The 23256-nt window shown below is 63.8% G+C and carries 23 protein-coding genes and 1 tRNA gene; 12 read left to right on the top strand and 12 right to left on the bottom strand.

The genetic code is table 11. The features are described from left to right. Nucleotides 1-67: 67 nt before the first annotated feature. From sufC to NFG58_RS13700, 5 genes are all read left to right on the top strand, one after another. Entirely contained in the window at nucleotides 68-820 is a 753-nt protein-coding gene (gene sufC, locus NFG58_RS13720) for a Fe-S cluster assembly ATPase SufC (protein ID WP_045995118.1), read from the top strand. Continuing rightward, entirely contained in the window at nucleotides 817-2163 is a 1347-nt protein-coding gene (gene sufD, locus NFG58_RS13715) for a Fe-S cluster assembly protein SufD (protein WP_108133009.1), read from the top strand. Before sufC ends, sufD begins: the two co-directional genes overlap by 4 nt. 2 nt (nucleotides 2164-2165) lie before the next feature. Next, a complete protein-coding gene (locus NFG58_RS13710; protein ID WP_045995120.1) occupies nucleotides 2166-3407 on the top strand; it encodes a cysteine desulfurase in 1242 nt (413 codons plus the stop codon). 86 nt (nucleotides 3408-3493) lie between these two features. Beyond that, nucleotides 3494-4066, top strand: coding sequence for a putative Fe-S cluster assembly protein SufT (gene sufT / locus NFG58_RS13705; protein WP_045995121.1), 573 nt, complete (start codon nucleotides 3494-3496; stop codon nucleotides 4064-4066). A gap of 58 nt (nucleotides 4067-4124) precedes the next feature. After that, nucleotides 4125-4901, top strand: coding sequence for an ElyC/SanA/YdcF family protein (locus NFG58_RS13700; RefSeq protein ID WP_348826746.1), 777 nt, complete (start codon nucleotides 4125-4127; stop codon nucleotides 4899-4901). Nucleotides 4902-5001: 100 nt separating this feature from the next. Here NFG58_RS13700 and NFG58_RS13695 read toward each other — a convergent pair whose 3' ends face one another. The 4 genes from NFG58_RS13695 to NFG58_RS13680 all read right to left on the bottom strand — a co-directional run bounded on the left by NFG58_RS13695 (nucleotide 5002) and on the right by NFG58_RS13680 (nucleotide 8281). After that, on the bottom strand, nucleotides 5002-5478 hold the full coding sequence (locus NFG58_RS13695) for a hypothetical protein (protein ID WP_045995122.1): 477 nt from the start codon (nucleotides 5476-5478) through the stop codon (nucleotides 5002-5004). Between the two features lie 288 nt (nucleotides 5479-5766). Further along, nucleotides 5767-6681: a 30S ribosomal protein S6--L-glutamate ligase gene (rimK, locus tag NFG58_RS13690; RefSeq protein WP_045995123.1), complete on the bottom strand. Its 915-nt coding sequence runs from the start codon at nucleotides 6679-6681 to the stop codon at nucleotides 5767-5769. Between the two features lie 33 nt (nucleotides 6682-6714). Then, the gene (locus tag NFG58_RS13685) at nucleotides 6715-7152 is read right to left on the bottom strand and encodes a RimK/LysX family protein (protein WP_045995124.1); all 438 of its coding nucleotides are present in this window, start codon (nucleotides 7150-7152) and stop codon (nucleotides 6715-6717) included. A gap of 91 nt (nucleotides 7153-7243) precedes the next feature. Continuing rightward, nucleotides 7244-8281, bottom strand: coding sequence for a DUF3549 family protein (locus NFG58_RS13680; protein WP_348826745.1), 1038 nt, complete (start codon nucleotides 8279-8281; stop codon nucleotides 7244-7246). A 479-nt stretch (nucleotides 8282-8760) separates the two neighbouring features. Here NFG58_RS13680 and NFG58_RS13675 point away from each other — a divergent pair, with 479 nt between their 5' ends. The 5 genes from NFG58_RS13675 to NFG58_RS13655 all read left to right on the top strand — a co-directional run bounded on the left by NFG58_RS13675 (nucleotide 8761) and on the right by NFG58_RS13655 (nucleotide 12014). Further along, entirely contained in the window at nucleotides 8761-9507 is a 747-nt protein-coding gene (locus NFG58_RS13675) for an amino acid ABC transporter substrate-binding protein (protein ID WP_287165107.1), read from the top strand. A gap of 17 nt (nucleotides 9508-9524) precedes the next feature. Further along, nucleotides 9525-10199, top strand: coding sequence for an amino acid ABC transporter permease (locus NFG58_RS13670; protein ID WP_108450181.1), 675 nt, complete (start codon nucleotides 9525-9527; stop codon nucleotides 10197-10199). Continuing rightward, nucleotides 10196-10945, top strand: coding sequence for an amino acid ABC transporter ATP-binding protein (locus NFG58_RS13665; protein ID WP_045995128.1), 750 nt, complete (start codon nucleotides 10196-10198; stop codon nucleotides 10943-10945). Before NFG58_RS13670 ends, NFG58_RS13665 begins: the two co-directional genes overlap by 4 nt. Before the next feature lie 183 nt (nucleotides 10946-11128). After that, entirely contained in the window at nucleotides 11129-11473 is a 345-nt protein-coding gene (locus NFG58_RS13660; protein ID WP_108133007.1) for a YqcC family protein, read from the top strand. Nucleotides 11474-11513: 40 nt separating this feature from the next. Continuing rightward, nucleotides 11514-12014: a gamma-glutamylcyclotransferase family protein gene (locus tag NFG58_RS13655; RefSeq protein ID WP_348814535.1), complete on the top strand. Its 501-nt coding sequence runs from the start codon at nucleotides 11514-11516 to the stop codon at nucleotides 12012-12014. A gap of 298 nt (nucleotides 12015-12312) precedes the next feature. Here the strand turns inward: NFG58_RS13655 and NFG58_RS13650 are convergent, their stop codons facing one another. Both NFG58_RS13650 and NFG58_RS13645 read right to left on the bottom strand, forming a co-directional pair. Then, complete coding sequence (locus NFG58_RS13650) at nucleotides 12313-12954, bottom strand: OmpW family outer membrane protein (protein ID WP_348826744.1); 642 nt, start codon at nucleotides 12952-12954, stop codon at nucleotides 12313-12315. A 254-nt stretch (nucleotides 12955-13208) separates the two neighbouring features. Then, nucleotides 13209-13817: an OmpW family outer membrane protein gene (locus NFG58_RS13645; protein ID WP_108450177.1), complete on the bottom strand. Its 609-nt coding sequence runs from the start codon at nucleotides 13815-13817 to the stop codon at nucleotides 13209-13211. A gap of 299 nt (nucleotides 13818-14116) precedes the next feature. Between NFG58_RS13645 and NFG58_RS13640 the strand changes: the two genes are divergently transcribed. Then, complete coding sequence (locus NFG58_RS13640; protein WP_045994399.1) at nucleotides 14117-14437, top strand: hypothetical protein; 321 nt, start codon at nucleotides 14117-14119, stop codon at nucleotides 14435-14437. Between the two features lie 143 nt (nucleotides 14438-14580). Here the strand turns inward: NFG58_RS13640 and putP are convergent, their stop codons facing one another. The 4 genes from putP to NFG58_RS13620 all read right to left on the bottom strand — a co-directional run bounded on the left by putP (nucleotide 14581) and on the right by NFG58_RS13620 (nucleotide 20905). Further along, complete coding sequence (gene putP, locus NFG58_RS13635) at nucleotides 14581-16059, bottom strand: sodium/proline symporter PutP (RefSeq protein ID WP_045994400.1); 1479 nt, start codon at nucleotides 16057-16059, stop codon at nucleotides 14581-14583. 209 nt (nucleotides 16060-16268) lie between these two features. After that, the gene (gene putA / locus NFG58_RS13630) at nucleotides 16269-19460 is read right to left on the bottom strand and encodes a bifunctional proline dehydrogenase/L-glutamate gamma-semialdehyde dehydrogenase PutA (RefSeq protein WP_348826743.1); all 3192 of its coding nucleotides are present in this window, start codon (nucleotides 19458-19460) and stop codon (nucleotides 16269-16271) included. A gap of 180 nt (nucleotides 19461-19640) precedes the next feature. Beyond that, nucleotides 19641-20465, bottom strand: coding sequence for an AraC family transcriptional regulator (locus tag NFG58_RS13625; protein ID WP_124803941.1), 825 nt, complete (start codon nucleotides 20463-20465; stop codon nucleotides 19641-19643). Between the two features lie 68 nt (nucleotides 20466-20533). Further along, on the bottom strand, nucleotides 20534-20905 hold the full coding sequence (locus tag NFG58_RS13620) for a hypothetical protein (protein WP_045994420.1): 372 nt from the start codon (nucleotides 20903-20905) through the stop codon (nucleotides 20534-20536). A gap of 385 nt (nucleotides 20906-21290) precedes the next feature. On the opposite strand from NFG58_RS13620, the gene NFG58_RS13615 reads away from it, so the two are divergent. Next, nucleotides 21291-22214 carry a YeeE/YedE thiosulfate transporter family protein gene (locus NFG58_RS13615; RefSeq protein ID WP_348826742.1) on the top strand — a complete coding sequence of 308 codons (924 nt, stop codon included), beginning with the start codon at nucleotides 21291-21293 and terminating at the stop codon, nucleotides 22212-22214. Between the two features lie 115 nt (nucleotides 22215-22329). Here NFG58_RS13615 and NFG58_RS13610 read toward each other — a convergent pair whose 3' ends face one another. Together NFG58_RS13610 and NFG58_RS13605 are read right to left on the bottom strand one after the other, a co-directional pair. Next, nucleotides 22330-22737, bottom strand: coding sequence for a DUF1090 domain-containing protein (locus NFG58_RS13610; protein ID WP_045994404.1), 408 nt, complete (start codon nucleotides 22735-22737; stop codon nucleotides 22330-22332). 366 nt (nucleotides 22738-23103) lie between these two features. Next, nucleotides 23104-23177: transfer RNA gene (locus NFG58_RS13605), tRNA-Gly, on the bottom strand. Nucleotides 23178-23256 lie beyond the last annotated feature (79 nt).

Here is a 23256-nt window from a genome sequence, read left to right as displayed (position 1 = left end):
GCCAACTTCCACCCTTATTCGTTTTTCTCCCGCCGCCCGGCGCGGCGGGCATCGCAAAGGTGTCTACATGCTCGAAGTCAAGGATCTCCACGTCACCGTCGAGGGCTCTGAAATCCTCAAGGGTCTGACCCTGTCCATCCAGCCTGGCGAAGTGCACGCCATCATGGGTCCCAATGGCGCCGGCAAGTCGACCCTGTCCGCCGTCATCGCGGGCAAGGACGGCTACGAGGTGACCGCGGGCTCGATCACCTTCGAGGGCAAGGATGTCCTCGAGATGGAGATCGAAGAGCGCGCCCAGGCCGGTCTGCTGCTGGGCTTTCAGTACCCGGTGGAAATCCCGGGGGTCAAGAACATCTACCTGCTCAAGGCGGCGCTCAACGCCCAGCGCGAGGCGCGCGGCGAGGGCGAGATTCCGGCACCCGAGTTCATGAAGCTGATCAAGGAAAAGGTGTCCTTCATGAAGATGGACAACAGCTTCCTGCAGCGTGCCGTCAATGAAGGCTTCTCCGGCGGCGAGAAGAAGCGTAACGAGATCCTGCAGATGCTGGTGCTGCAGCCCAAGCTCGCGATGCTCGACGAGATCGACTCCGGCCTCGACATCGACGCCATGAAGGTGGTGGCCGATGGGGTCAACTCGCTGCGCAGTGAAGATCGCGGCATCCTGCTGGTGACTCACTACCAGCGCCTGCTCGACTACATCGTGCCCGACCACGTCCACGTGCTGGTGAACGGCCGGATCGTCAAGAGCGGCGGCGCCGAGCTTGCCCATGAACTCGAATCCCGTGGCTACGACTGGGTCGTAGAGGAGCCCGCTGCATGAGTGATGTGCAACGCTTTCTCGATCGTCTGAACGAGCGCAGCGAGGCGCGCCGCGGCGAACCCACCTGGATCGCCGCACGGCGCCAGGCCGGTGCGGCCCGCTTCGAGGCGATGGGCTTTCCCGATCGCCGCGTCGAAGAGTGGAAGTACACCGACGTGCGCGCCATTAGTCGCACCGACTTCCAGCTCACAGGCTCTGCCGAGTTTTCCCAGGCCAGCGCCGCTGCCCTGACGCTGCCGCTGGACGCCCACCGTCTGACCTTCGTCGACGGCGTCTTTTCCAGCGCCCTGTCGGACCTGTCCGAGCTGCCGGGTGGCGTGCAGGTGCAGCCGCTGTCCCAGGCCCTGGAAGAGAACCACGAGGCCGTCGGCGGCCCGCTGGGGCGCCTGACCGGGGTCGAATTCTCGGCCTTCTCGGCGCTCAACACCGCCTTCTTCGAGGAGGGCGCGCTGGTGCGCCTGGCGCCCGGCACCGTGGTCGACAAGCCCATCGTGCTGCAGTTCCTGTCCCGGGCCAACGAGGCGCCGGTGATGAGCCACCCGCGTATCCTGATCGAGGCGGGCGGACGCAGCCAGGCCACCGTGATCGAACACCATGTGGGTGAAGAGGGCGCCGCCAACTTCACCAACCTGGTGGAAGAGGTGATGCTCGATCGTGGCGCCAACCTGACCCACTACAAGCTGGTGGAGTCGCCCGAGCAGGACCTGCACGTGGCCAGTATCCACGTGGAGCAGTGCCGCGACGCTCAGTTCACCTCCTTCAACATCACCCTCGGTGGTGGACTGGTGCGCAACGACCTGGTCAGCGACCTCAATGGCCAGGGCGCCGAGGTGACCTTCAATGGTCTGTTCTACGGCCAGAATCGCCAGCACGTGGACAACCACACCCTGGCCAACCACAACGCGCCCCACACCTTCTCCCACGAGAACTACAAGGGCATCCTCGATGACCGCGCCCACGGCGTGTTCAACGGCAAGGTGATCGTCAAGCGCGACAGCCAGAAGATCGAGGCCGACCAGAGCAACGCCAACCTGCTGCTCTCCGATCGTGCCCAGATCGACACCAAGCCCGAGCTCGAGATCTACGCCGACGACGTCAAGTGTTCCCACGGCGCCACCACCGGTCAGCTCGACGAGGAAGCGGTGTTTGCCCTGCGTACCCGCGGGCTGGATGAGGCCACTGCACGTGGACTGCTGACCCTGGCCTTCGCCGGTGAGGTGATGGATCAGGTGAATCTGGACGCGGTGTCCGAGCGGGTCGAGCTGACCGTGGCCGGCAAGCTGCCCGAGCGCTTCCACCTGGCCGGTCTGGTGGAAGCCGCCGTGGCCCTCAACGAGGACTGAGCATGACCCACTTCAGCGATCTGCTGCTCGATGTGGCGAGGGTGCGCAAGGACTTCCCGATCCTCGATCGGGAGGTCCACGGCAAGCCTCTGGTCTATCTGGACAACGCCGCCACCAGCCAGACGCCACGTCAGGTGATCGAGGTGTTCGATCACTACTACAGCCAGATGAACGCCAATATCCATCGTGGCCTTCACACCCTGGCCGACGAGGCCACGGCGGCCTTCGAGGGCACCCGGGAGACCGTGCGTGCCTTTTTGAACGCCGCGAGCACCCGCGAGATCGTGTTCACCCGTGGCACCACCGAGGCGATCAACCTGGTGGCCCAGAGCTGGGGGCGCGCCAACCTCGGTCCCGGTGACGAGGTGCTGATCTCCCAGCTCGAACATCACTCCAATATCGTGCCCTGGCAGCTGCTGGCGGCCGAGCGCGGCTTCACCATCAAGGTGATCCCGGTGGATGAGCGTGGCGCGCTGGATCAGGACGCCTACCGTGACCTGATCGGCGAGCGCACCCGGCTGGTGGCGGTCAATCACGTCTCCAACGCCCTCGGTACCATCAACCCGGTGGCCGAGATGGCCCGGGTCGCCCATCAGCACGATGCGCTGATTCTGGTGGATGGCGCCCAGGCGGCACCCCATGAGCCGATCGATGTTCAGGCCATCGGTGCCGACTTCTACGCATTTTCGGGGCACAAGGTCTATGGTCCCACCGGCGCCGGCGTGCTCTACGGCCGCGAGGCGCTGCTCGAGGCCATGCCGCCCTGGCAGGGTGGCGGCGAGATGATCGCCACGGTGTCCTTCGAGACGCCGACCACCTTTGCCGCCATTCCCCACAAGTTCGAGGCGGGCACGCCGGCCATCGCCGAAGTGATCGCCCTGGGCCGTGCCATCGAATGGGTCAATTCGATCGGCCTTGAGCACATCAGTGCCTGGGAGCATCGCCTGCTCGAGCACGCCACCGAAAGCGTGGCGGCGGTGGATGGCCTTCGCGTGCTGGGCACCGCGCCGGACAAGGCAGGCGTCTTGTCCTTTGTGGTCGACGGCGTGCATAGCCAGGATATCGGTCTGCTGATCGACCAGCTCGGCGTGGCGATTCGTACCGGCCACCACTGCGCCCAGCCGCTGCTGGCCCAGTTCGGCGTCGATGCCACCTGTCGCGCTTCCTTTGCGGCCTACAACACCCCGGAGGAAGTCGACGTGCTGGTCGAGAGCCTCCAGCGGGTGATCAGCATGCTGCGCTGAAGCAGCAGGGCGGCTCGGGGCGGCGCGTGCCGCCTCGAGCCCTGGTTGGCAAGGGAGTCATTCGGCGTACCCGCCTAAGGAATTGCATGAGCGAACACGATCAGATTGCTCAACTGAGCAAGGGCCAGCAACTGCCGTTGCAGCGGGACGTGGAGGTCATCTCCATTCCCTTCGGCAAGACGGTGACGCTTGACGAGGACAGCATCGTCTCGGTGATGCAGGCCAAGGGCAGCACCCTGAGTGTTGCCTACGAGGGACGTCTGTACCTGATCGAGGGATCCAACCTGGACGCGGTGGGCCTCGAGCCGATGCCACGCCCGACACTGGACCCCGAGGCCGACGATGCGGCGATCGAGGCGTTTGTCTGGGATCAGCTCAGGACTTGTTTCGATCCCGAGATCCCGGTCAATATCGTCGATCTGGGACTGGTATACGGTTGTCGTATCGAGCGCCTGATCAGTGGTGAGCGCATCGTCACCATTCGCATGACCCTGACCGCCCCCGGTTGTGGCATGGGCGATGTGATCGCGGCGGATGCGCGCAACAAGATTCTGGGAGCACCGCAGATTTCCAAGGTGCATACCGAGATCGTCTTCGATCCCCCCTGGAGTCGTGAGATGATGAGCGACGAGGCCAAGCTGGAACTTGGCATGTTCTGACCCGGCCCTCTCTGGCCCGCGCAGCGGGTCCTGACCTCCGCTGTCAATTGGAATCGTCATGCGCGAGCCACTGTTCACGATGTTTCGTCGCCTGCTGCTGTGTCTCGGTAGCCTGGTCCTGTTGCTCGCCCTGGCCTTTGTCGCGGCCAACGCCTGGGTGGTGGCCACCACCCGCGATCGCGTCGCTCCTCGCCTCGTCGAATGCCGCCCCCACCAGGTCGGCATCGTCTTCGGCACCTCCCACTGGACCCGCAGCGGTACCCGCAATCCCCACTTCGAAGGGCGCATGATCGCCGCCGCCCGGTTGATGAACGAAGGACGTCTGCGCCACCTGCTGGTGTCCGGTGACAATGCCACCCGCTACTACAACGAGCCGGTGACCATGTGGCGCGATCTCAAGGCGCGTGGCGTGCGCGAGGTCGACATGACGCTGGACTACGCCGGTTTCAGCACCTTCGATACCCTGGCCAGGGCCCGCGACGTGTTCGAGGTGGAGCGCGCGCTATTGATTACCCAGGACTGGCACCTGCCGCGGGCGCTGTTCATCGCTGATGCCCTGGGACTTGAGGTCGAGGGCTGCCCGGCGCCCGAGAGGGAGGGTTCTCGCTGGCTGATCCTGCGAGAGTGGGTGGCCCGGGTGGCGACCCTGGGCGATCTCTACCTGTGGCAACGAGAGCCGCGCTTTCTTGGCCCGCTGGAGCCTTTGAAGATCGCGGCGCCGGCAGCTCGCATCGAGGCTCGGAGTCTTCACGAGATCATCGATGAGGTGTTGACCAGAGGCGACGCCAGTGTGGCGCCATTGCTGCTGCGCACGCCCGACGCCGACAAGAACTGAGAGCAGCCCCTTTACCCAGGCATCCGCTTCACCAATAAAAACGCCTTGCCGGCAGAGCCTGGCAAGGCGTTTTCGTGGATTGGCGTTGTGGTCGGCGGCGTCAGCGTTTGACGGTTCGACGGCCTGCGCCACGCTTCTGGGCGGTCGACTTCTGCAGGTCGTAGAGCTCGCGAATCAGCGCGCGGCAACCCTTCCATACCTCTTCGATCACCGGCTCGATGGGGCCCGGCAAGGGATGGGTAAACAGGGTGGAGAGGGACTGCATCAGCACCCGCTCCTGCTCGAGCAGCTCGTTGATCAACACCTGTGAGTCGTTGCCGACAAAGCTCTTGAGACGACTCCACAGCCACATGTAGTCGTCGCGTTCGACGTCGGCATCACGCGGCAGCAGGTCGAGGTGTTCGCGCGCCAGCTCCTGGAGCTCGCGCATGGTCTTCTGGCGCGTCTCGAAGTGGGGCTCCAGAGCGTCGCGCAGCGAGGGTCGCAGGCGCTCGAGATTGTCCTGGAAATAGTCGACGCTGTCGGCCAGGGCCTCCAGCAGGCTGTCCATCGCCACCTGGCGATTATCGAGAAACATGCGCGTCACCTCCTCCGGTGACGCAAATTGTGGGGCTCCAGCAGGAGTTTTGCCACCCCTAATGTGGCAAATATTTATGATTCTTGCGGTGGGGTGGTCGATCGCTTCGACCTTGGTCGAAAAGCGCTGACAAAGTTGGCCCGGTTGCGGCGAGATATCGTCGTAGGCGAAGGGCCGCCTCGCGCTTGTGAGCGGTAAGTGAGCGCCAATGACAAGACGGGCGACCGTACTATCGGTCGCCCGTCGGCGTCATCCTTTACGGGGCTTTTATCTTGAGCCCTTGCCGCTTCAGCCCTTGGGTTTGGCCGGCGTACGGGTCCGTGGACGCGCCGTGGCGCTCTTTTCCAGGTGTTCGATGACCAGGCCGGCGATGTCCTTGCCGGTGGCGCTCTCGATGCCCTGCAGGCCGGGCGAGGAGTTCACCTCCATCACCACGGGGCCATGGTTGGAGCGCAGCAGGTCGACACCGGCCACGCGCAGCCCCATGGACTTGGCCGCGCGGATGGCGGTGGAGCGTTCTTCCGGGGTGATACGGATGACGCTGGCGCTGCCGCCGCGGTGCAGGTTGGAGCGGAACTCGCCTTCGGCCGCCTGGCGCTTCATCGCTGCCACCACCTTGTCGCCGATGACAAAGCAGCGGATGTCGGCGCCCTTGGCTTCCTTGATGTACTCCTGAACCATGATGTTGGCCTTCATGCCCATGAACGCCTGGATCACCGATTCCGCCGCCTGGTTGGTCTCGGCCAGCACCACGCCGATACCCTGGGTGCCTTCCAGCAGCTTGATCACCAGCGGGGCGCCCTTGACCATGGTGATCAGGTCCGGGATGTCATCGGGGGAGTGGGCGAAGCCGGTCACCGGCAGGCCGATGCCCTTGCGAGACAGCAGTTGCAGTGAGCGCAGCTTGTCGCGGGAACGGGTGATACCGACGCTGTCGTTGAGCACGGTGACGTTCATCATCTCGAACTGACGCAGCACGGCGCAGCCGTAGAAGGTGACCGAGGAGCCGATGCGCGGGATGACGGCGTCGAAGGGCTCGAGTTCCTCACCCTTGTAGTGAATCGACGGATGGTGAGAAGCGATGCTCATGTAGCAGCGCAGCGTATCGACCACCCGGGCCGTATGGCCGCGTTGTTCGGCGGCTTCCACCAGGCGACGAGTGGAGTAGAGATTGCGGTTGCGGGACAGCAGCGCGATATGCATGTGCGAGTCTCCAGGTCAGGGGCGGTGGATCCGTCAGGGTTCGCCGTGCAGAAAGGTAGCGCCGGGCGCCACCAGCAGGCGGCGCAGTGCGCGGCGACCGAGAAGCATGGGGTGGCGCATGTTGCGCCGGTCGGTCAGGGATAGCTCGACGGGAAATTCCAGATCCCCCATCTGCATCTGGGTGCGAATGAAGTAGCGCCACTCGGCCTGGCCGTTGGAGCTGGTGACCTTGCGCCGATCATGCAGGTGCATGCGGTACTGATGTGACGGACTGTCGGGGCCGCCGGCACGGGTGACGAAGCTGACCCACAGGATCTCGTCCTCCTCGAAGGACTCGATCTCCTCGGCGTGCAGCGCCGAGGTGCGAGCGCCGGTGTCCACCTTGGCACACAGATGCAGGTGCATCTGCGGCAGGATCACCATCTCGCGGCGACCGACGACGGCCTGAGCCTGAAAGGGCAGGTCCTTCATGTCTTCTCCTTGTCGCGGGATGCTGCTTGTTATTCAGGCGACGTCCGTTGTCGAACTGTCAGTGGCAACGAACGTCACACGGGCAAGCGAATCAATGACCGCCTGTGCCCTTGACCGCCGCCAGTCGGCGAGCGGTGGCGGAGTCCTTCGGCGCCTGACGCAGCGTCATCAGTACCGGCAGACGCAGCCGGGGGATCTGCGCCAGGTCCCTCGCAACGGCCAGGAAGTCGGCCCCCTCGCATTCGGCGACCCGCTCCAGAAACAGCGGCAGGCGCTCGGCGTGCTCCAGGTGTTGCCAGCCCCGTGCGGCGATTGCCGCGAGGGTGTCCGGGCCGCAGGCATCGCTATCGGCCAGCAGGTCGTCGAACCAGTCACCGGCCAGGCTGTCGGGCGCGTTGCCCACGGCGCGTACACAGGCGCAGAAGGTCTCGATGTCGCCCTGGCTGGCGGCCTGTTCGCCGCGCTGACGCAGCGCCTCCGCAAGCTCTGCTGATAGTGCTACATGTTCCAGACAGTAGCATAGCGATGTCAGCACTTCGCTGTGCAGCTGCGGGATAGCGGCCACCAGCGAGGCCTCAGTCTCGGGGGTGAGACGCGCCACATGGTCGGCCAGCCCCTGCAGGCCCAGCGCCTGCCAGTCGTGGCCACCCTGGCCCGACAGGAAGGCTTCGACCGGCTCAAGGTGCTCGCTGGCGGGACGCTCAAGATCGGCGCTGGCTCGGGCGTGCAGCATCGCCTGAAAGGTCAGGGAAGGGGTGAAGGCCAGCGGGTTGTCCTTCATCAGGTTGTCGATCTCGCCGCCGTCGGACTGCTCCAGCGCTTCTGCGCTGCGGCCCAGGGTGGACAGCAGGCGCTCGAGGAAGGCGTCCCGCTGGGCGGCATCCAGAAGGCCCTGTTCGTCCACCGGCAGCGCCAGGAACCAGATCAGCGGGTCGCTCATGTCACCCAGGCGAAACACCAGCGCCAGGCGGGCACGACCCTGCCAGGGTTCCGGCCAGGGGACCTGGCCGCTCTCGAAGTCTGCCAGGGTCTCGAGCGCGCAGGGGTGCACACGCCGTCCCATATGATAGAGACGCACCTCGGCACCGGTCAGGGTGAAAAAGTCGTGAAGACGATGGATCGCTTGCATGGCCCCTCCGAAAGATCAGCGTGCACTCTATCGCGCCGCTCGAGGAGTGTCAGCCGTCCACGGCGGAAATTTGTGCATCCCTCGCACTGTATTTTGCTGCACCGCTGGTGAATTTTTGATCAAGCGCCGCGAAAGAGCGTCAGAAGCGGCTCGGCGTCATCTGTCAAAGGGTTATCCACAGGGACATTCAGCGCTTCTGTGAATGAATGATGGTGGGGATAAGTCGGTGAGGTGACAGTTAGCCGACGGCTGTCGGCGGTTGTTCCCGGAAAGGGCGGTCGCAATAGCAGGAGGCTATGGTTCACCCTGGGATTTTTCACTGCGTCTGCTATCGATTTGGAATATAATAGCGGTCGTTTATTCCAAATCATGCTGAGCCATCGAGCAGCCCAGGGTTGAAGTGGCGATGGATGCCTCCACCTGTCACCCTCCCGGGCCATGCCGCACTGGCCGCCCCAATCGTTTTCAAGGAGCCGTCCATGGTTCGTCATCTGGCTGTTTCTCTTGCCGCCGCAGGTGCCATCGGTGTCGCTGCCGGTGCCCACGCCGACACCCTGAAAGTCGGCATGTCCGGTGGTTACTTTCCCTTTACCTTCGTCGAGCAGGACACCCTCAAGGGCTTCGAGGTCGACGTGATGGAAGCAGTGGCCGAAGAGATGGGCACCGAGGTGGAGTTCGTCACCGCCAACTTCTCAGGATTGTTCGGCATGCTCGAGTCGGGGCGCATCGACACCATCGCCAACCAGATCACCATCACCGAGGAGCGTGAGCAGAAGTACCTGTTCACCTCGCCCTACGTGTATGACGGTGCTCAGGTGGTGACCAAGGAAGGCAATGACGAGGTCTCCGGTGTCGAGGATCTGGCGGGCAAGACCGTGGCCGTCAACCTGGGCTCCAACTACGAGCAGTTGCTGCGCGAGCTGCCCTACGCCGACGAGATCGATATCCGCACCTATGAGAGCAACATCGAGCAGGACACCGCGCTGGGTCGTGTCGATGCCTTCGTCATGGATCGCGTCAGCGCCACCCAGGTGATCAAGGAAAAGCCACTGCCGTTGGCGCTGGCCGGCAAGCCGTTCTCCGAGATTCGCAATGCGCTGCCGTTCCGTCAGGACGACCAGGAACTGCGCGACGAGGTCGACCAGGCGCTTGACACCCTGCGTGAAGATGGCACCTTGAGCGAGATCTCCGAGCGCTGGTTCGATGCCGATATCACCACGCCCTGAGCGGTGATCGACTCTCCATGAGCATTCTCGACCTCGACTACATGCTCGGGCTGGTGCCCATCCTGCTCAGCTACCTTCCCCTGACCCTGGGGATGGCGCTGGCCGGGATGGCGCTGGCTCTGGTGCTGGCCTGTGGCCTGGCGGTGATCCGGGTACTCAAGATCCCGGTTCTCAACGGCCTGACGCTGTGGTTCATCTCGTTCTTTCGCGGTACGCCGCTGCTGGTGCAGCTGTTCCTGTTCTACTACGGGCTGCCCCAGGTGCTGTCGTTTCTGACCACCATCGATGGCATCACCGCCACCATCATGGGGCTGACGCTGCACTTCTCGGCCTATATGGCGGAGTCGATCCGCGCCGCCATCGTCGGCGTGGATCGCAGTCAGACCGAGGCGGCGCTGTCCATTGGCATGACCAACGGCCAGTTGATGCGCCGGATCGTGCTGCCCCAGGCCACTCGCATCGCGGTGCCGACGTTGATGAACTACTTCATCGACATGATCAAGGCCACCTCGCTGGCGTTCACCCTGGGCGTGACCGAGTTGATGGGGGCGACCCAGAAAGAGGCCGCCGGCAGCTTCCTGTACTTCGAGGCCTTCATCACCGTGGCGCTGATCTACTGGGCCATCGTCGAGGCACTGGCCTGGCTGCAGCGGCGCCTGGAATCCCGACTCAACGAGGCCTATCGTCGATGATCAAGCTAGAGCGACTGACCAAGCGCTTCGGTGATACCACCGTGCTCGACGGTATCGATCTGGAGATCCAGCAGGGCGAGATCATCGTGGTGATCGGCCCCTCCGGGACCGGCAAGTCGACGTTGCTGCGCTGTCTCAACTTTCTCGAGCAGCCCGATGGTGGCCGATTGACCTTGGGTCCGCTGAACCTGGACCTGACCCAGGCCAGCAAGTCCGAGATCCTGGCTGCCCGTCGACACACGGCCTTCGTGTTCCAGAACTACGCGCTGTTTGCCAACAAGACGGCGCTTGAGAACATCGCCGAGGGCCTGATCGTGGTCAACCGCTGGCCCAGGGCCAAGGCCCACCAGCGGGCACGGGAGATCCTCGAGCGCATCGGCATGTCGGACAAGGCGAACGCCTATCCGGCGTCGCTGTCCGGGGGCCAGCAGCAGCGGGTGGGGATCGGCCGCGCCATGGCCGCCCAGGCCGAGGTGATCCTGTTCGACGAACCCACCTCATCGCTGGATCCCGAGTGGGTCGACGAGGTGCTGGCGTTGATGAAGCAGTTGGCGCGTGAACGCCAGACCATGCTGGTGGTCACCCACGAAATGGCCTTTGCCCGTGACGTGGCCGACCGGGTGGTGTTCATGGAGGGCGGGCGCATCGTCGAGCAGGGGCCTCCCTCGGAGCTGTTCCATGCACCGCAGGACCCGCGTACCCGAGACTTCCTGCGCAAGGTACTGCCCGCCGCCGAGCCCCTGTAGGCCGAATCGCTCATCCATCCGGCGAGATCCTCGTTCGAGAAAGTCTGCACGTCGAGGCGTGCCCTTCGAGGTGCCGCATTTGCAGCGGTTTCTTGGGGGGCGCGTGTTGCTGCCGGGCTGGCCCTCGCTGGTCCGGCACGCGACAATGACGTGCACCTAGCCCATTTTCAAAGCGGAGGCATCATGCCCACCGAACCTTCCGTCCACGACGCCCTGGGCGCGGCCCTGCGCGAGCTCGAGGCGACCATGAAGGCCGCCAACATGTGGCGTATGGACAAGCCGGAGGCCGCCGCCTTCAACAGTCGGCAGCCGTTCTGCATCGATACCATGTCGCTGCCCCAGTGGCTGCGCTTCGTGTTTATCGCCAGGCTCGATACCCTGGTCGAACAGCGTGCACCCCTGCCCGCCAGTTGCGATGTGGCCCCGGCGGTGGACGCCTACCTGATCCAGGAAGGCGCGCGCGCCCAGGACCGGATGCTGTTGCAGAAGGTTGTCGAGGATATCGACCGGCTGATCACCGAAAACTGAATCGCCGGTAACGGAAGAAGTCCCCAGCGAGGAGAAGGCGATGCCCTGGTACTTTGCCTATGGCAGCAACATGAACATTGAGCGTGTCGCCGCGCGCATCGGCGAGACCCGGCGTGTGCTGGCCGGCAGCCTGGAAGGCTACGCGCTGCGCTTCAACAAGGCCTCCCGGGTGCCGGGCATTGCCCACGCCAATGTGGTGCCGGCGCCAGGCGATCGGGTCGAGGGCGCGCTGTTCGAACTCCTTGAGCCAGAGCAGATCCGGCAGATGGATCCCTTCGAAGGTTACCCGCACGAGTACGACCGTCATCGTCTGCCGGTGCTCACCGAACAAGGGCCGATCGAGGCCTGGGTCTATATCGCCGGCGCCGAACGCCAGGGGGATGGCCTGCGGCCCGCCCGCGAGTACCTTGAGCACCTGCTGGCCGGTCGTGACTTCCTCAGCGAGGGCTACCACCAGGCGCTGGCGGCGGTAGAGGCCGTCGAGCACCTCGATGATGCCACTCTGGGGAGGTTGGGGCTGTCACGTTATCATCCCCGCTAAGGCTTGTACGAAAAGCGCCTGCGCTCGGTAATACGGCGTTAAAAATCGTGTCAAGATGCTCATTTACATCTCGTAAACTGCGCTTTCTTACCGGTTTTTGCCTTGTCTAACCATCGCTCGCCGGCTTTTCGTACTAAGCTAGGCCTCTGCTTGCCCTGTTACCGCAGCCCCGCCCTCGAGAATGGCAGTGGCGACTGCCACGCGAGCGACCACAGAAGCCATCTTGTGACGGTCACAGCACAGCGCCCGCTCCTGTCAGGCAGGAGCGGGCGCTGCGTGTTAGCGGTCGAGCCCTGGATCAGAAGCGGTAGCTGATACCGGCCATGATCACGTAGGGGGCCACCTCGATCTCGCCGATGTCCTCGCCGTTGAGGTCGACGTCGCTGTCGATATCCAGATACCACACCGCCATGTTGGCCGCCCAGTGGTCGTCGATGACCAGGTCGAGGCCCGCCTGGCCGGCCCAGCCCCAGGACTCTTCCAGATCGAGATCGGCGCCTTCCAGCGCGATATCCTCGTCGGAGAAGTGGGTGTAGTTGACCCCCAGGCCGACGTAGGGCTGCACCCGCGCCTCGGTGCCACCGAAGGGGTAGTACTGCACGGTCAGGGTCGGCGGCAGGTGCTCGACGCTGGCGCCGATATCGGTGCCACCTACGTTCAGGTCGACGTCGTGCTCGAAGGGCTCGGCGGCCAGCAGTTCGACGCCGAACTTGTCGTGGAAGCGGTAGCCCAGGGTGAAGGCGAAACCGTTGTCGTCATGGACGTCGGTATTCATGCTGCCGCCGGCCAGCGAGCCGTTGTCGGAGTCGGGCTTGACCTTGGCCACACCGATGCGGGTGTAGATGTCGCCCTTGCCGTAGGCGGCAAAGGCCTGGCTGCTGGCGAGGGCGCTGCCGGCGATGGCGGCGACCAGGGCGGTGGTGATCAGGGGATGGCGCATGGTGTTCTCCTTGCGTACTGGCAAAAGTGGGCGAGCCCGATTGCCAAGCAGTGTATGCCGCATCGAGAACGTGGTTATTGATCTACCTCAATACCTCCTTTGGTCGACAAAAATGAACCGGCAACGCACCAAAAAAGGCGCCTGGCAAAGCCAGACGCCTTCGATGCTGCGGTTGGAATGCGGCGCGATCGAGCTAACCGGTCAGCCGCTTATTTCAAGATCGCGCAGGCGTTTTCTCAATACAGCGCAAGCGCTTAGAAACGATAGGTGACGCCGGCACCGATGGTCATCGGATCGATCTCGGCCTCGCCGACATCGTGGCCGTCGACCTCGATATCGGAATCGACATCGGCGTAGCGGGCGTAGGTGCCGACCAGCAGGTTGTCGGTGACGCTGAGGTCGAGACCCACCTGGGCTGCGGCGCCGTAGGAGCTATCGAGGTCGGCGTTGAAGCTCTCGTCGGAGAAGTGGGTGTAGTTCATGCCCACGCCAACGTAGGGGTGGACGCGAGCGTTTTCCACGCCGCCCAGCGGGTAGTAGTTGAGCATCAGGTTGACCGGGGTACGGTCGACGCTGCCCACATTACCGCCGTTGACCGCGATATCGTGCTCCATGGCCTCGGAGCCGTTGAGCTCGACACCGAACTTGTCGTGGAACAGGTAGCCGGCGCCGTAGGCGAAGCCGTTCTCTTCGGAGACATCGAGATCCTGGTTGGCGATATCGCCGTTGTCCGAGGTGGGATCGGCTTTCTCGAAGCCACCGCGCACGTAGATGTCACCTGCCTGATAGGCCAGGGCAGACTGGGCGGCGAAGGTGGTGGTAGCGAGCAGGGCTGCGGTGCCCATCAGTCGAGTCATGTTCATGCGGGACCTCCTTGATGATCCGATGGCATCCTTCCCGAGGGAAGTAACCTTGTACGCTTCGCAGTTTACGAACAGTGTTTCTAAATGTCTTGTAGAAATATTTAATTGGCCAGATAGCAGTAACTAGCCAGAATTTATGGAACTAAATCGACTTGGGCGGGTAGGTAATGTAAATGCTGTACAATTTTTTTGCACATTGTGGCGTAGACATCGATGCGCGCTTGTGCACTGCATAAACGCTCGCCGTCCGGCGATAAATCGTCTTCACTGTGGGAGAAGACTCCGGAGGAGAGTGCGGGATGGTGGCCAGACGAAGGCGTGAGAGGTTGCTCGGCATGTCGACGCTGCCCTGGGGCGGGGCGGCACTGGTGCTCGCACTGACTGCTGTGTTGGCGGTGTGGCTGCTGCTGGAACCCTGGCTGATTCGTGATCTCCCGACGCCGGCGAGGCTGGCCATGGTAGTTCTGGGCGTGTGGGCGCTGGGCGGGGGGTTGTCCATGCCGCTGCACTTCTCAGCGGTACCCGGCTGGTGGCGTCTGGCGGGGGCCATGCCCTGGTATCCGCTGGCGCTGGTCAGCTTTATCGTGCTGCTGCTGTGTCGCTACGCCGGCCTGTTTTGAACGGGGCTGATGTGCACGGCCAAGGTGGGCAGGGCGGTTCGACCGTCAGTGAGCGTTGAGCGCCAGGTGCGTGCTCGATGTGTCCCGTAACGAAGAAGGCCGCCCGAGGGCGGCCTTCTTGCGTGGCAGACGATCACTGACGATCAGGCGTCTTCCAGGGTGTCGAACTGCTCGGTGATCTCCTTGCTCGGCTCGGCGGTCATCAAGCTCACCACCACGATGGCGATGTAGGCGAAGATCACGCCGGGCACGATCTCGTAAAGATCGAACAGCCCGCCGGACATCTCGGCCCAGGCCACCACGGTGATGCCACCGACCACGATACCGGCCAGCGCACCCCACTGGTTCATGCGACGCCAGTACAGCGACATGATCAGTGCAGGACCGAAGGCGGCGCCGAAACCGGCCCAGGCGTAGGACACCAGTCCCAGTACCGTGGAGTCCGGGTTCATCGCCAGCAGGTAGGCGATGACGGCGATGCCGATGACCGCAAAGCGGCCGACCCAGACCAGCTCGGACTGGCTGGCGTCGGGGCGGAACAGCGCCTTGTAGAAGTCATCGGTCAGGGCGGAGGACGACACCAGCAGCTGGGAGTCGGCGGTGGACATGACCGCGGCCAGGATGGCGGCGAGCAGCACACCGGCGACCAGCGGATGGAAGATGGCGTTGACCATGACCATGAAGATGGTCTCGCCGTCACCCAGGTCGCGGGTCATGTAGACGAGGCCCAGTAGACCGACCGCCATGGCGCAGACCAGGCACAGGCCCGACCAGGTCACGGCGATGCGACGGGCGGCGGGGATGTCGGCTTCGGAGCGGATGGCCGCGAAACGCGCCAGGATGTGCGGCTGGCCGAAGTAGCCAAGGCCCCAGGCCAGCGAACTGATGATGCCGATGGCGGTCAGGGTTTCACCGGTGGACGCATCGACGAACCAGCTCAGCATGTCGGGGTTCTCGGCCAGGATCTGCTGGCCACTGCCGCTGAAGCCACCCAGTTCGGTCAGGGCGATGACCGGCACGACCAGCAGCGCCGCCGCCATCATCAGACCCTGGATCAGGTCGGTCCAGGAGACCGCCAGGAAGCCGCCAAAGAAGGTATAGGAGATAATGGCCAGCGTACCGACGGTCACCGCGATGGTGTAGTCGAAGCCGAATACCGTCTCGAACAGCTTGCCGCCGGCAACCAGGCCGGAGCTGGTGTAGAACAGGAAAAACAGCAGGATGAAGACCGCCGAGATCACCCGCAACAGCGGTGCCTTCTCGCGAAAGCGCTTCGCGAAGAAGTCCGGCAGGGTCAGGGCGTCATTGGCCTTGAAGGTGTAGACGCGCATGCGCCGGGCGACGATCAGCCAGTTGAGCCAGGTGCCGATCAACAGGCCCACGGCGATCCAGGAGGCCGACAGACCGCTGACGTAGGCCGCACCGGGCAGACCCAGAAGCAGCCAGCCCGACATGTCCGAGGCGCCGGCAGATATCGCCGACGTCCAGGGGCCAAGCGAGCGGCCACCAAGGATATAGTCGGACAGATTGGTGGTGCGCTTGTAAGCAATGATACCGATGACCAGCATCAATATCAGATACAGCGCGAACGTGATGCCAATGGTGGCGTTGTTTTCGACCATGGGAGCGTTCCTTGTGGTTTTTGTCGTGGGTGGTTGGCGTTCTCAAGTCACCGGCTCTGTGTCGAGCGCGATGATCTCCCCGTGTGGGCGCGGTCGTCACGCGCGTCCCTGCGATCCGGCGCTCCCCTCGGGGTAGTGGGTGAGCGCCGGTTGCCGACGATGCGCCGACCGTCGGGTGAGTGCGTTGGACCAGCAGGCCAGGGCCTGACTTACTCGTCCCCTAGCGCCAGCAGCGAGGCGTTGCCGCCGAGTGCCGCCGTGTTGTTGGTCACCGTCTTCTCGGTGGCGAAACGCAACAGGTAGTTGGGGCCGCCGGCCTTGGGGCCGGTGCCGGACAGCCCCTGACCGCCGAAGGGTTGAACGCCTACGACAGCACCAATGATATTGCGGTTGATGTAGACGTTGCCAACGCGCACTTTCCGCGCTATTTCATCGGCAAAGGATTCGTTGCGGCTGTGCACGCCGAAGGTCAGGCCATAACCACGCGCGTTGATCGAGGCGATCACCTTGTCGAGCTCGTTGGACTTCCAGCGCACCACGTGCAGCACCGGGCCGAACTGTTCACGCTCGAGCGCATCGATACCATCGATGGTGAAGGCCGCCGGGGCGACAAAGGTGCCTTCACTGGTGTGCTCGGGCTTCAGCGGCGTTTCGCTGATCAGACGTCCTTCACCCTTCAGCCGATCGATATGCGCCATCAGGTTCTTGCGCGCGTCCTCGTCGATCACCGGGCCTACGTCGGTGCCGAGGTCGCGCGGATCGCCCACATGGAGTTCGGCCATGGCGCCGTCGAGGATCTCCAGCACACGGTCGGCGACGTCGTCCTGCAGGTAGAGCACCCGCAAGGCCGAGCAGCGCTGTCCGGCGCTCTGGAAGGCCGAGTGGATGACGTCGGCGACGACCTGCTCGGGCAGGGCGGTGGAGTCGACGATCATCGCGTTCATGCCGCCGGTCTCGGCCACCAGTGTCGGCAGCGGCGCATTCTCACGCTCGGCCAGGGCGCGGTTGATGATCTGGGCGGTATCGGTACCGCCGGTGAAGACCACCCCGGTGATCCGCGAATCGCCGGTCAGCACGCTGCCCACGGTGGGGCCGTCGCCGGGCAGCAACTGAACCACTTCACGCGGCATGCCGGCCTGGTACAGCAGCTCGACCACCCGGTGGGCAACGATCGACGTCTGCTCGGCGGGCTTGGCCAGCACGGTATTGCCGGCCACCGCGGTGGCGACCATCTGGCCGCAGAAGATTGCCACCGGGAAGTTCCACGGGCTGATCGCGGCGAACACCCCCTTGCCGCCCATGTGCAGACGATTGGACTCGCCGGTGGGGCCGGGCAGCTCGGTGGGCTCACCGAAGATCTCCTCGGCGCGCACCGCATAGTAGCGACAGAAGTCCACCGCTTCGCGGATCTCGTCGACGCCGTCGGTCAACAGCTTGCCACCTTCACGCGAGCACAGCGCCATCAGCTCCGCCAGGTGCTCTTCCATCAGGTCGGCGAAGCGCCTCAGGATGTCGGCGCGCTCCTTGACCGGGGTGACCTCCCATGCCGGGAAGGCAGCCCAGGCCGCGTCCACCGCCCGCTCGGTCTGTTCGCGGGTGGTCCACTGCACGCTACCGACCACCTGGCGACGGTCGTAAGGACTGGTGACTTCGTGGGTCTGGGCGGGGTCCTCGGCGACCTCGAAGGCCAGCAGCGGACGCGCCTGGTAGCGGGTATCCATGTGCTTGCCCATGGCCTCCATCAGCGGCCGGTACTGGCTGTTGATGGTCAGGTTGACGCCGCGGGAGTTGGGGCGGTGCTCGCCATAGATGTCGCGAGGCAGCGGAATCTGGGGATTGGACAGGCTGTCGAACTGTCGCAGTGTCTCGATGGGATGGACGCACAGCGACTCCACCGGCACCTTGGGGTCCACCAGCTGATGCACGAAGGAGGAGTTGGCACCGTTCTCGAGCAGTCGGCGAACCAGGTAGGGCAGCAGGTCCTTGTGGGCGCCCACTGGGGCGTAGATACGGCAGTAGGTGCCTTCAGGTGCACGCTTTAGCGCGGCATCGTAGAGAGCCTCGCCCATGCCGTGCAGGCGCTGGAACTCGAAGGCTCGGCTGGTGTGGTTGGCCTGCTCGAGGATGGTGGTGATGGTATGGGCGTTATGGGTGGCGAACTGCGGGAAGATGCGACCCTTGGTGGCATCGGACAGCAGAAAGCGCGCACAGGCCAGGTAGGCCACATCGGTGGATGCCTTGCGGGTGAACACCGGGTAGCCGTCGACGCCGAGCTGCTGGGACTCCTTGATCTCGGTGTCCCAGTAGGCACCCTTGACCAGACGCAACGGGATCTCGTCACCCTGGAAGTCGGCCAGACGGTTGAGGTAGTGCAGCACCGGCAGGGCGCGCTTGGAGTAGGCCTGCACCACCAGACCGAAGTGGCCCCAGCCGCGGCAGATGTCGCTCTCGTAGACGGCGCGGAAGACCTCCAGCGACAGCTCCAGGCGGTCGACCTCCTCGGCGTCGATGGTCACCGCCACGTCATTGTCCCGGGCCAGCTTGGCCAGCTCCTTGACGCTGCCCACCAGCTCCTCGAGGACCTGTTCGCGGCGGCCAAACTCGTAGCGCGGGTGCAGCGCGGACAGCTTGATCGAGATCGACGGTGCTGGCGTCGTGTCGCCCAGGTTGCGGCTGGTCTTGCCGACCTGGCGGATGGCGGTGGCGTAGTCGTCGAAGTAGCGGCCGGCATCTCGCCGGGTACGAGCGGCCTCGCCCAGCATGTCGTAGGAGTAGGTGTAGCCCTTGTCGAACAGCGGCTTGGAGCGCTTGAGCGCTTCGTCGATATCACGCCCCAGCACGAACTGCTTGCCCATCACCTTCATGGCTTCGACCATGGCCCGGCGAATGACCGGCTCGCCCATGCGGTTGACCATCTTGTTGATGAAACCGCTGGGCTTGCCATCCTTGGGCTTGTCCAGGCTCACCACCCGGCCGGTCATCAGAAGGCCCCAGGTGGAGGCGTTGACCATCCAGGACTCGCTCTTGCCGAGGTGGGCCTTCCAGTCGGCCGGGCCCAGTCGATCTTCGATCAGCGCATCGGCGGTGGCCTTGTCGGGGATGCGCAGCATCGCCTCGGCCAGACACATCAGCATCAAGCCTTCGTGGGTATCCAGGCTGTACTGCTGCAGCAGCTCGTCGATGGTATCGACGGCGGTGTCCATCTCGCGCACTTCGCGCACGAGAGAAGCCGTCTTGTCGGCGACGCGCTCGATGTGCTCGTCCTTGCCATCGATCAGCTTGATCAATTCACTTACGAAGGCGTTTTCTTCGACCACGTAGTGATCGCTGATGCGCGCAAAGAGTGTATCCAGATCCTGCTGCCAGGTGGAGTTGTCGAGCATATTGTTGGCGTTGAGCATGTCAGTCCCCAAATGGTGAACCGCCGCGGGCGGAGAAAGGGCTTGCCGCAAAGTCGATCGCGGACGTGCAGTCGCGCAATCCGGGCATGTTGGCAAGACTAGGTTGCATGCCTCTTCCATGCTTGCCAAATGCACCGAAGGATTTGGCAAATCCACGGGCGTTATCGACTAACCCTAGCTTTAATGTGCAGATTTGGCAGTCAGATGGTGGAGATTCGGTGACGAAATCTCGCTGACATGACGTCGCGTCTGGCTGGGAGGATGGCCGTAATGCTTGCGGTAGGCGCGGGACAGGGCACTCTGGTGGGCGAAGCCGGTGAGAGCGGCGATTTCCGACAACGGCAGGCGACTGCGCATCAGCAGCTGACGTGACGCCTCCAGGCGTCGACGCATCACGTACTGCCAGGGGGACAGGCCCGTCTGGGCGCGGAAGCGTTCGGTAAAGTGGGTTTCGCTGAGGCAGGCGAAGGCCGCCAGATCGGCGACCTTGAAGCGACGCGCCAGGTGATCGTCGATGTAGCGGTCGAGCGCGCGCAGGTCGATGCGCCGGTGGTGCATCGCGCCGGTTTCATCGCCGGCCAGACGCGCATGCAACGAGCCCAGCAGAGTGGTCGCCAGGCGCTCCTGATGCAGGGCAGGGACGGGGCCCTCTAGCGCCAACTGATTCATTTCGGCCACCACGAAACCCAGGAACTGTTTCAGAGGTGCGTCCAGGGTGAAGAAACGTGGCGCGTCGAACAGCCTGGCCAGTTCATGATGATGGCCGGTGAGCGCCAGGGCGTCATCGGGAAGGTCGAGGATCAGTTGGCGGTTGTTGCCGGTGCCGGCGTAGTAGTGGAGGTGGTTGGCGGGCACGATGCAGCCGCAGAATGCCTCGATGGTGCCGCCAAGGCCTTCGATGTCGAAGTCGGCGCGCCCGGCCAGGGCGATCACGATCTGATGGTAGTCGTGGGAGTGATGCCGGGTCGCGGTGTCCAGGGGGATCTGCCTGATGGCGCTGCTCATCGGGGGGCTCCCGCAGGCGGTAACGAGGACGTCATCATACCCGATGGGTACAGGATTCTCACTGACTGTCAGTCCCCCCTGGGCTGCTCCCTGAGGCGGATACGAGCGGCCAGGTGGTCGCGCAGTGCACGCAGGTCCTCCTGTCCGGCGCTGTCCAGCAGGGCCTTGCCTCGGGTCACCCGGCCAAAGCGCCCGTGTTCATCGACCAGGCTGCGAGCGCGGCGTCGGACGCCGTCCAGGTACTCGTCGTGGCGAATCGGATAAAGGATGACGGCATTCCATTCATCTTCGCCAACTGTGCTGTCGAGAGCACGGTCGAACAGGTCAAGCAGGTGCTGTGGCTCGGTGCGGTATCGTGGCGTGCCGGACAGCATCAACACCGCGAGCACCGCGACGAAGACGACCAGACAGACGACGAACACGAGCAGAAACAAGGACAAGGTCATGGCACGGTAGATCGCTTGAAACGGGAAAGGACGGCTGATCGCAAGGCTCTCACATCCAGCCGCACATGTCGCGGGTCCCGATCTGCGTTGACGCTGGTGTGGTGGCAGGGGCGTTCATTGCATATTGTTACATTATGGATGGATGTGAGGCCGCACGACCTCGAGATCGTCGTCGGGGTGACGGCCTGTCCGGCCATCCGCCGCGACACCAGCTCTGACCCCCGTTCTGAACAGACAGGAATGCAGAGAGGAATGCCGAGAGTAGAGGGACACCGGGCAATAGCATGGCGTGCCGGCCAGTATCGCACCATCGCCGGCCATGATCGTCAGATAGTGTTCCGCCCTTGTATTTCCGGAACCGTGTAAACGAGGAGATGTGATGGCTCTGTTGGTCTCCCTGCTGCTGGCTGTCGCGCTGGGGTGGCTCGCCCAGCGTACCGGTCTTTGCATGGTGCGTGCGGTTCAGGGGATACGCATGTGGCGGCCGGGTCTGTTGCTGACCATCGTCGGCTGCGGCGTCTGGTTCTGGCTTGCCAGCCCCCTGTTCATCCATTTCCCTCTTGGCGAGGTGCTCAGACGTCACGCGATAGGGTGGCCCTTCGCCGTCGGTGGGCTGCTGTTTGGCCTGGCCGCGGCGGTCAATCATGGCTGTTCGATCTCGACCCTTTCCGCCCTGGCGCGGGGGCAGTGGCACATGCTCGCGACCATTCTGGGCTGGGTGCTGGGTTGGTGGATGCTGTACCTGGGCGCCCCTGATATCTCCTACACCCGTCTGGCGACGACCCTCACTCCGGCCTGGTGGCTGGTACTGAGTATCGTCGCAGTCTCGCTGCTGGCGATCTGGCGGCTGTCGCCGGCGCACCGCCGTATCTACGCGGGTGTCATGGTGTTCGGCGCGGTAGGCGGTCTGTTGGGCGTGCTGGAACCACTGTGGTCACCGAGCCAACTGATTCGAGACGTCACCGAGCGGCCTCTGGCGATGGACATGGCCGTCGCCTGGCCTAGCCTCGGACGCGTCCTGATCAGCGTCGCGATCCTGGCGGGAATGCTGGTAGCGGCGCGAGCCCACTTCCGACCAGGCGAGTATCAGGGGTCCCTGGGGCGCTGGATGAAGCATCTGCTGGCCGGAATCGTGATGGGCATCGGCGCCTCGCTTGCGCTGGGTGGCAACGATCTGCAGCTATTGATCGCGCTGCCGGCCGGCTCGCCGGGAGCGGTCGTCGCCCTGGCCTGCATGATCGCCGGCATCTGGATCGGGCTCGCCATCGAGGAACGTTGGGAGCGACGCCAAGACCAAGACTAGGCGAGGCCAATGGCGGTCGGCAAGCATCCCGACAGCCGATTGTCAGACTGGCGGTGCTACCAGCGCTTGACGCTCTGCGGCTGGCACTGTCCCTCGAATGTCAGCCGTACAAGGTTCAGCTGGCCGACGGCAGCAGCACCTTGAGCGCGGCGATGCGAGCGTTGAGCACCTCGATGGCGACCTCGAGAGCCTCGCGTTTACGCGTTATCTGGCCGATATCACCTTCGTCGAAGGCCTCGTTCAACTCCTGCTGGCGCTGTTCCACCATCTGCTGACCCTCACGTACGCGTGACTCGGCCTGGCTGAGCACGTCTTCGCTGGTGCAGCCGCTTCGGACACCATCCAGGGCGAGTTCCAGTTCATTCACCCGTGCGGTGTCCTCGGCATGACGAGCGAAGGCGAGGTCATGCTCGAGTGCCTGCGCGCGCTGATCGCAGCTATCCCTCGAACCATCGGCCATGGCAAGTGTGCTCAGCAGCAGCCAGACAGGCGTCAGCAGCAGGGTGTGGCGATAAAAAGGCATACGGCGTCCCCACGACTTTATGATTGTGGCGCCAGCCTAGCGTGCGAAAACCGAGCTTGAACAGGGGCCCATCGAAGGGGGGCGTAGTCTTTAAGTATGAGGCCGATTCAGCGGTAGCGGCATGAATGGCGACATGCCGGGGCTCGCAGTACCCGGGGCGCTGAACAGGCAAGGCCAAAGCACGAGACAGTGCTCGAAAACGACGCTTGATCGCAGGATGGGGGGAGGTCTGGAGCGCGCAGCGGGAAGGGAGCGCTGTGAAAGGCAGAGCGAAGCGAACTAAAGGGCGCAGCGAAATAAGGGGCGTAGCGGGTCAGCTTGCTAAGCAAGGATGCAAGAGCTCTGTGACCGAGAAAGGGGAGGCCCTGGAGCGGGTGAAGGGAATCGAACCCTCGTCTTAAGCTTGGGAAGCTTCTGCTCTACCATTGAGCTACACCCGCAAGGCGTTTTTGATAGTAATCTCCGTTGGTTACGCCTTGCAAGCAAAAGGCTCGCGCGGCGTGATTTTCGTCAACCGGA

The sequence above is a fragment of the Halomonas sp. RT37 genome (assembly GCF_040070525.1).
Taxonomy (GTDB): Bacteria; Pseudomonadota; Gammaproteobacteria; order Pseudomonadales; family Halomonadaceae; genus Halomonas; species Halomonas litopenaei.
Note: the sequence above shows the minus strand (reverse complement) of the source record. Positions and strands in the feature narration are given on the sequence as shown.

What these genes read in the sequence shown, in the direction of transcription:
- sufC (WP_045995118.1), top strand. Translation starts at nt 68, where the DNA reads ATGCTCGAAGTCAAGGATCTCCACGTCACCGTCGAGGGCTCTGAAATC.
- sufD (WP_108133009.1), top strand. Translation starts at nt 817, where the DNA reads ATGAGTGATGTGCAACGCTTTCTCGATCGTCTGAACGAGCGCAGCGAG.
- NFG58_RS13710 (WP_045995120.1), top strand. Translation starts at nt 2,166, where the DNA reads ATGACCCACTTCAGCGATCTGCTGCTCGATGTGGCGAGGGTGCGCAAG.
- sufT (WP_045995121.1), top strand. Translation starts at nt 3,494, where the DNA reads ATGAGCGAACACGATCAGATTGCTCAACTGAGCAAGGGCCAGCAACTG.
- NFG58_RS13700 (WP_348826746.1), top strand. Translation starts at nt 4,125, where the DNA reads ATGCGCGAGCCACTGTTCACGATGTTTCGTCGCCTGCTGCTGTGTCTC.
- NFG58_RS13695 (WP_045995122.1), bottom strand. Translation starts at nt 5,478, where the DNA reads ATGTTTCTCGATAATCGCCAGGTGGCGATGGACAGCCTGCTGGAGGCC.
- rimK (WP_045995123.1), bottom strand. Translation starts at nt 6,681, where the DNA reads ATGCATATCGCGCTGCTGTCCCGCAACCGCAATCTCTACTCCACTCGT.
- NFG58_RS13685 (WP_045995124.1), bottom strand. Translation starts at nt 7,152, where the DNA reads ATGAAGGACCTGCCCTTTCAGGCTCAGGCCGTCGTCGGTCGCCGCGAG.
- NFG58_RS13680 (WP_348826745.1), bottom strand. Translation starts at nt 8,281, where the DNA reads ATGCAAGCGATCCATCGTCTTCACGACTTTTTCACCCTGACCGGTGCC.
- NFG58_RS13675 (WP_287165107.1), top strand. Translation starts at nt 8,761, where the DNA reads ATGGTTCGTCATCTGGCTGTTTCTCTTGCCGCCGCAGGTGCCATCGGT.
- NFG58_RS13670 (WP_108450181.1), top strand. Translation starts at nt 9,525, where the DNA reads ATGAGCATTCTCGACCTCGACTACATGCTCGGGCTGGTGCCCATCCTG.
- NFG58_RS13665 (WP_045995128.1), top strand. Translation starts at nt 10,196, where the DNA reads ATGATCAAGCTAGAGCGACTGACCAAGCGCTTCGGTGATACCACCGTG.
- NFG58_RS13660 (WP_108133007.1), top strand. Translation starts at nt 11,129, where the DNA reads ATGCCCACCGAACCTTCCGTCCACGACGCCCTGGGCGCGGCCCTGCGC.
- NFG58_RS13655 (WP_348814535.1), top strand. Translation starts at nt 11,514, where the DNA reads ATGCCCTGGTACTTTGCCTATGGCAGCAACATGAACATTGAGCGTGTC.
- NFG58_RS13650 (WP_348826744.1), bottom strand. Translation starts at nt 12,954, where the DNA reads ATGCGCCATCCCCTGATCACCACCGCCCTGGTCGCCGCCATCGCCGGC.
- NFG58_RS13645 (WP_108450177.1), bottom strand. Translation starts at nt 13,817, where the DNA reads ATGAACATGACTCGACTGATGGGCACCGCAGCCCTGCTCGCTACCACC.
- NFG58_RS13640 (WP_045994399.1), top strand. Translation starts at nt 14,117, where the DNA reads ATGGTGGCCAGACGAAGGCGTGAGAGGTTGCTCGGCATGTCGACGCTG.
- putP (WP_045994400.1), bottom strand. Translation starts at nt 16,059, where the DNA reads ATGGTCGAAAACAACGCCACCATTGGCATCACGTTCGCGCTGTATCTG.
- putA (WP_348826743.1), bottom strand. Translation starts at nt 19,460, where the DNA reads ATGCTCAACGCCAACAATATGCTCGACAACTCCACCTGGCAGCAGGAT.
- NFG58_RS13625 (WP_124803941.1), bottom strand. Translation starts at nt 20,465, where the DNA reads ATGAGCAGCGCCATCAGGCAGATCCCCCTGGACACCGCGACCCGGCAT.
- NFG58_RS13615 (WP_348826742.1), top strand. Translation starts at nt 21,291, where the DNA reads ATGGCTCTGTTGGTCTCCCTGCTGCTGGCTGTCGCGCTGGGGTGGCTC.
- NFG58_RS13610 (WP_045994404.1), bottom strand. Translation starts at nt 22,737, where the DNA reads ATGCCTTTTTATCGCCACACCCTGCTGCTGACGCCTGTCTGGCTGCTG.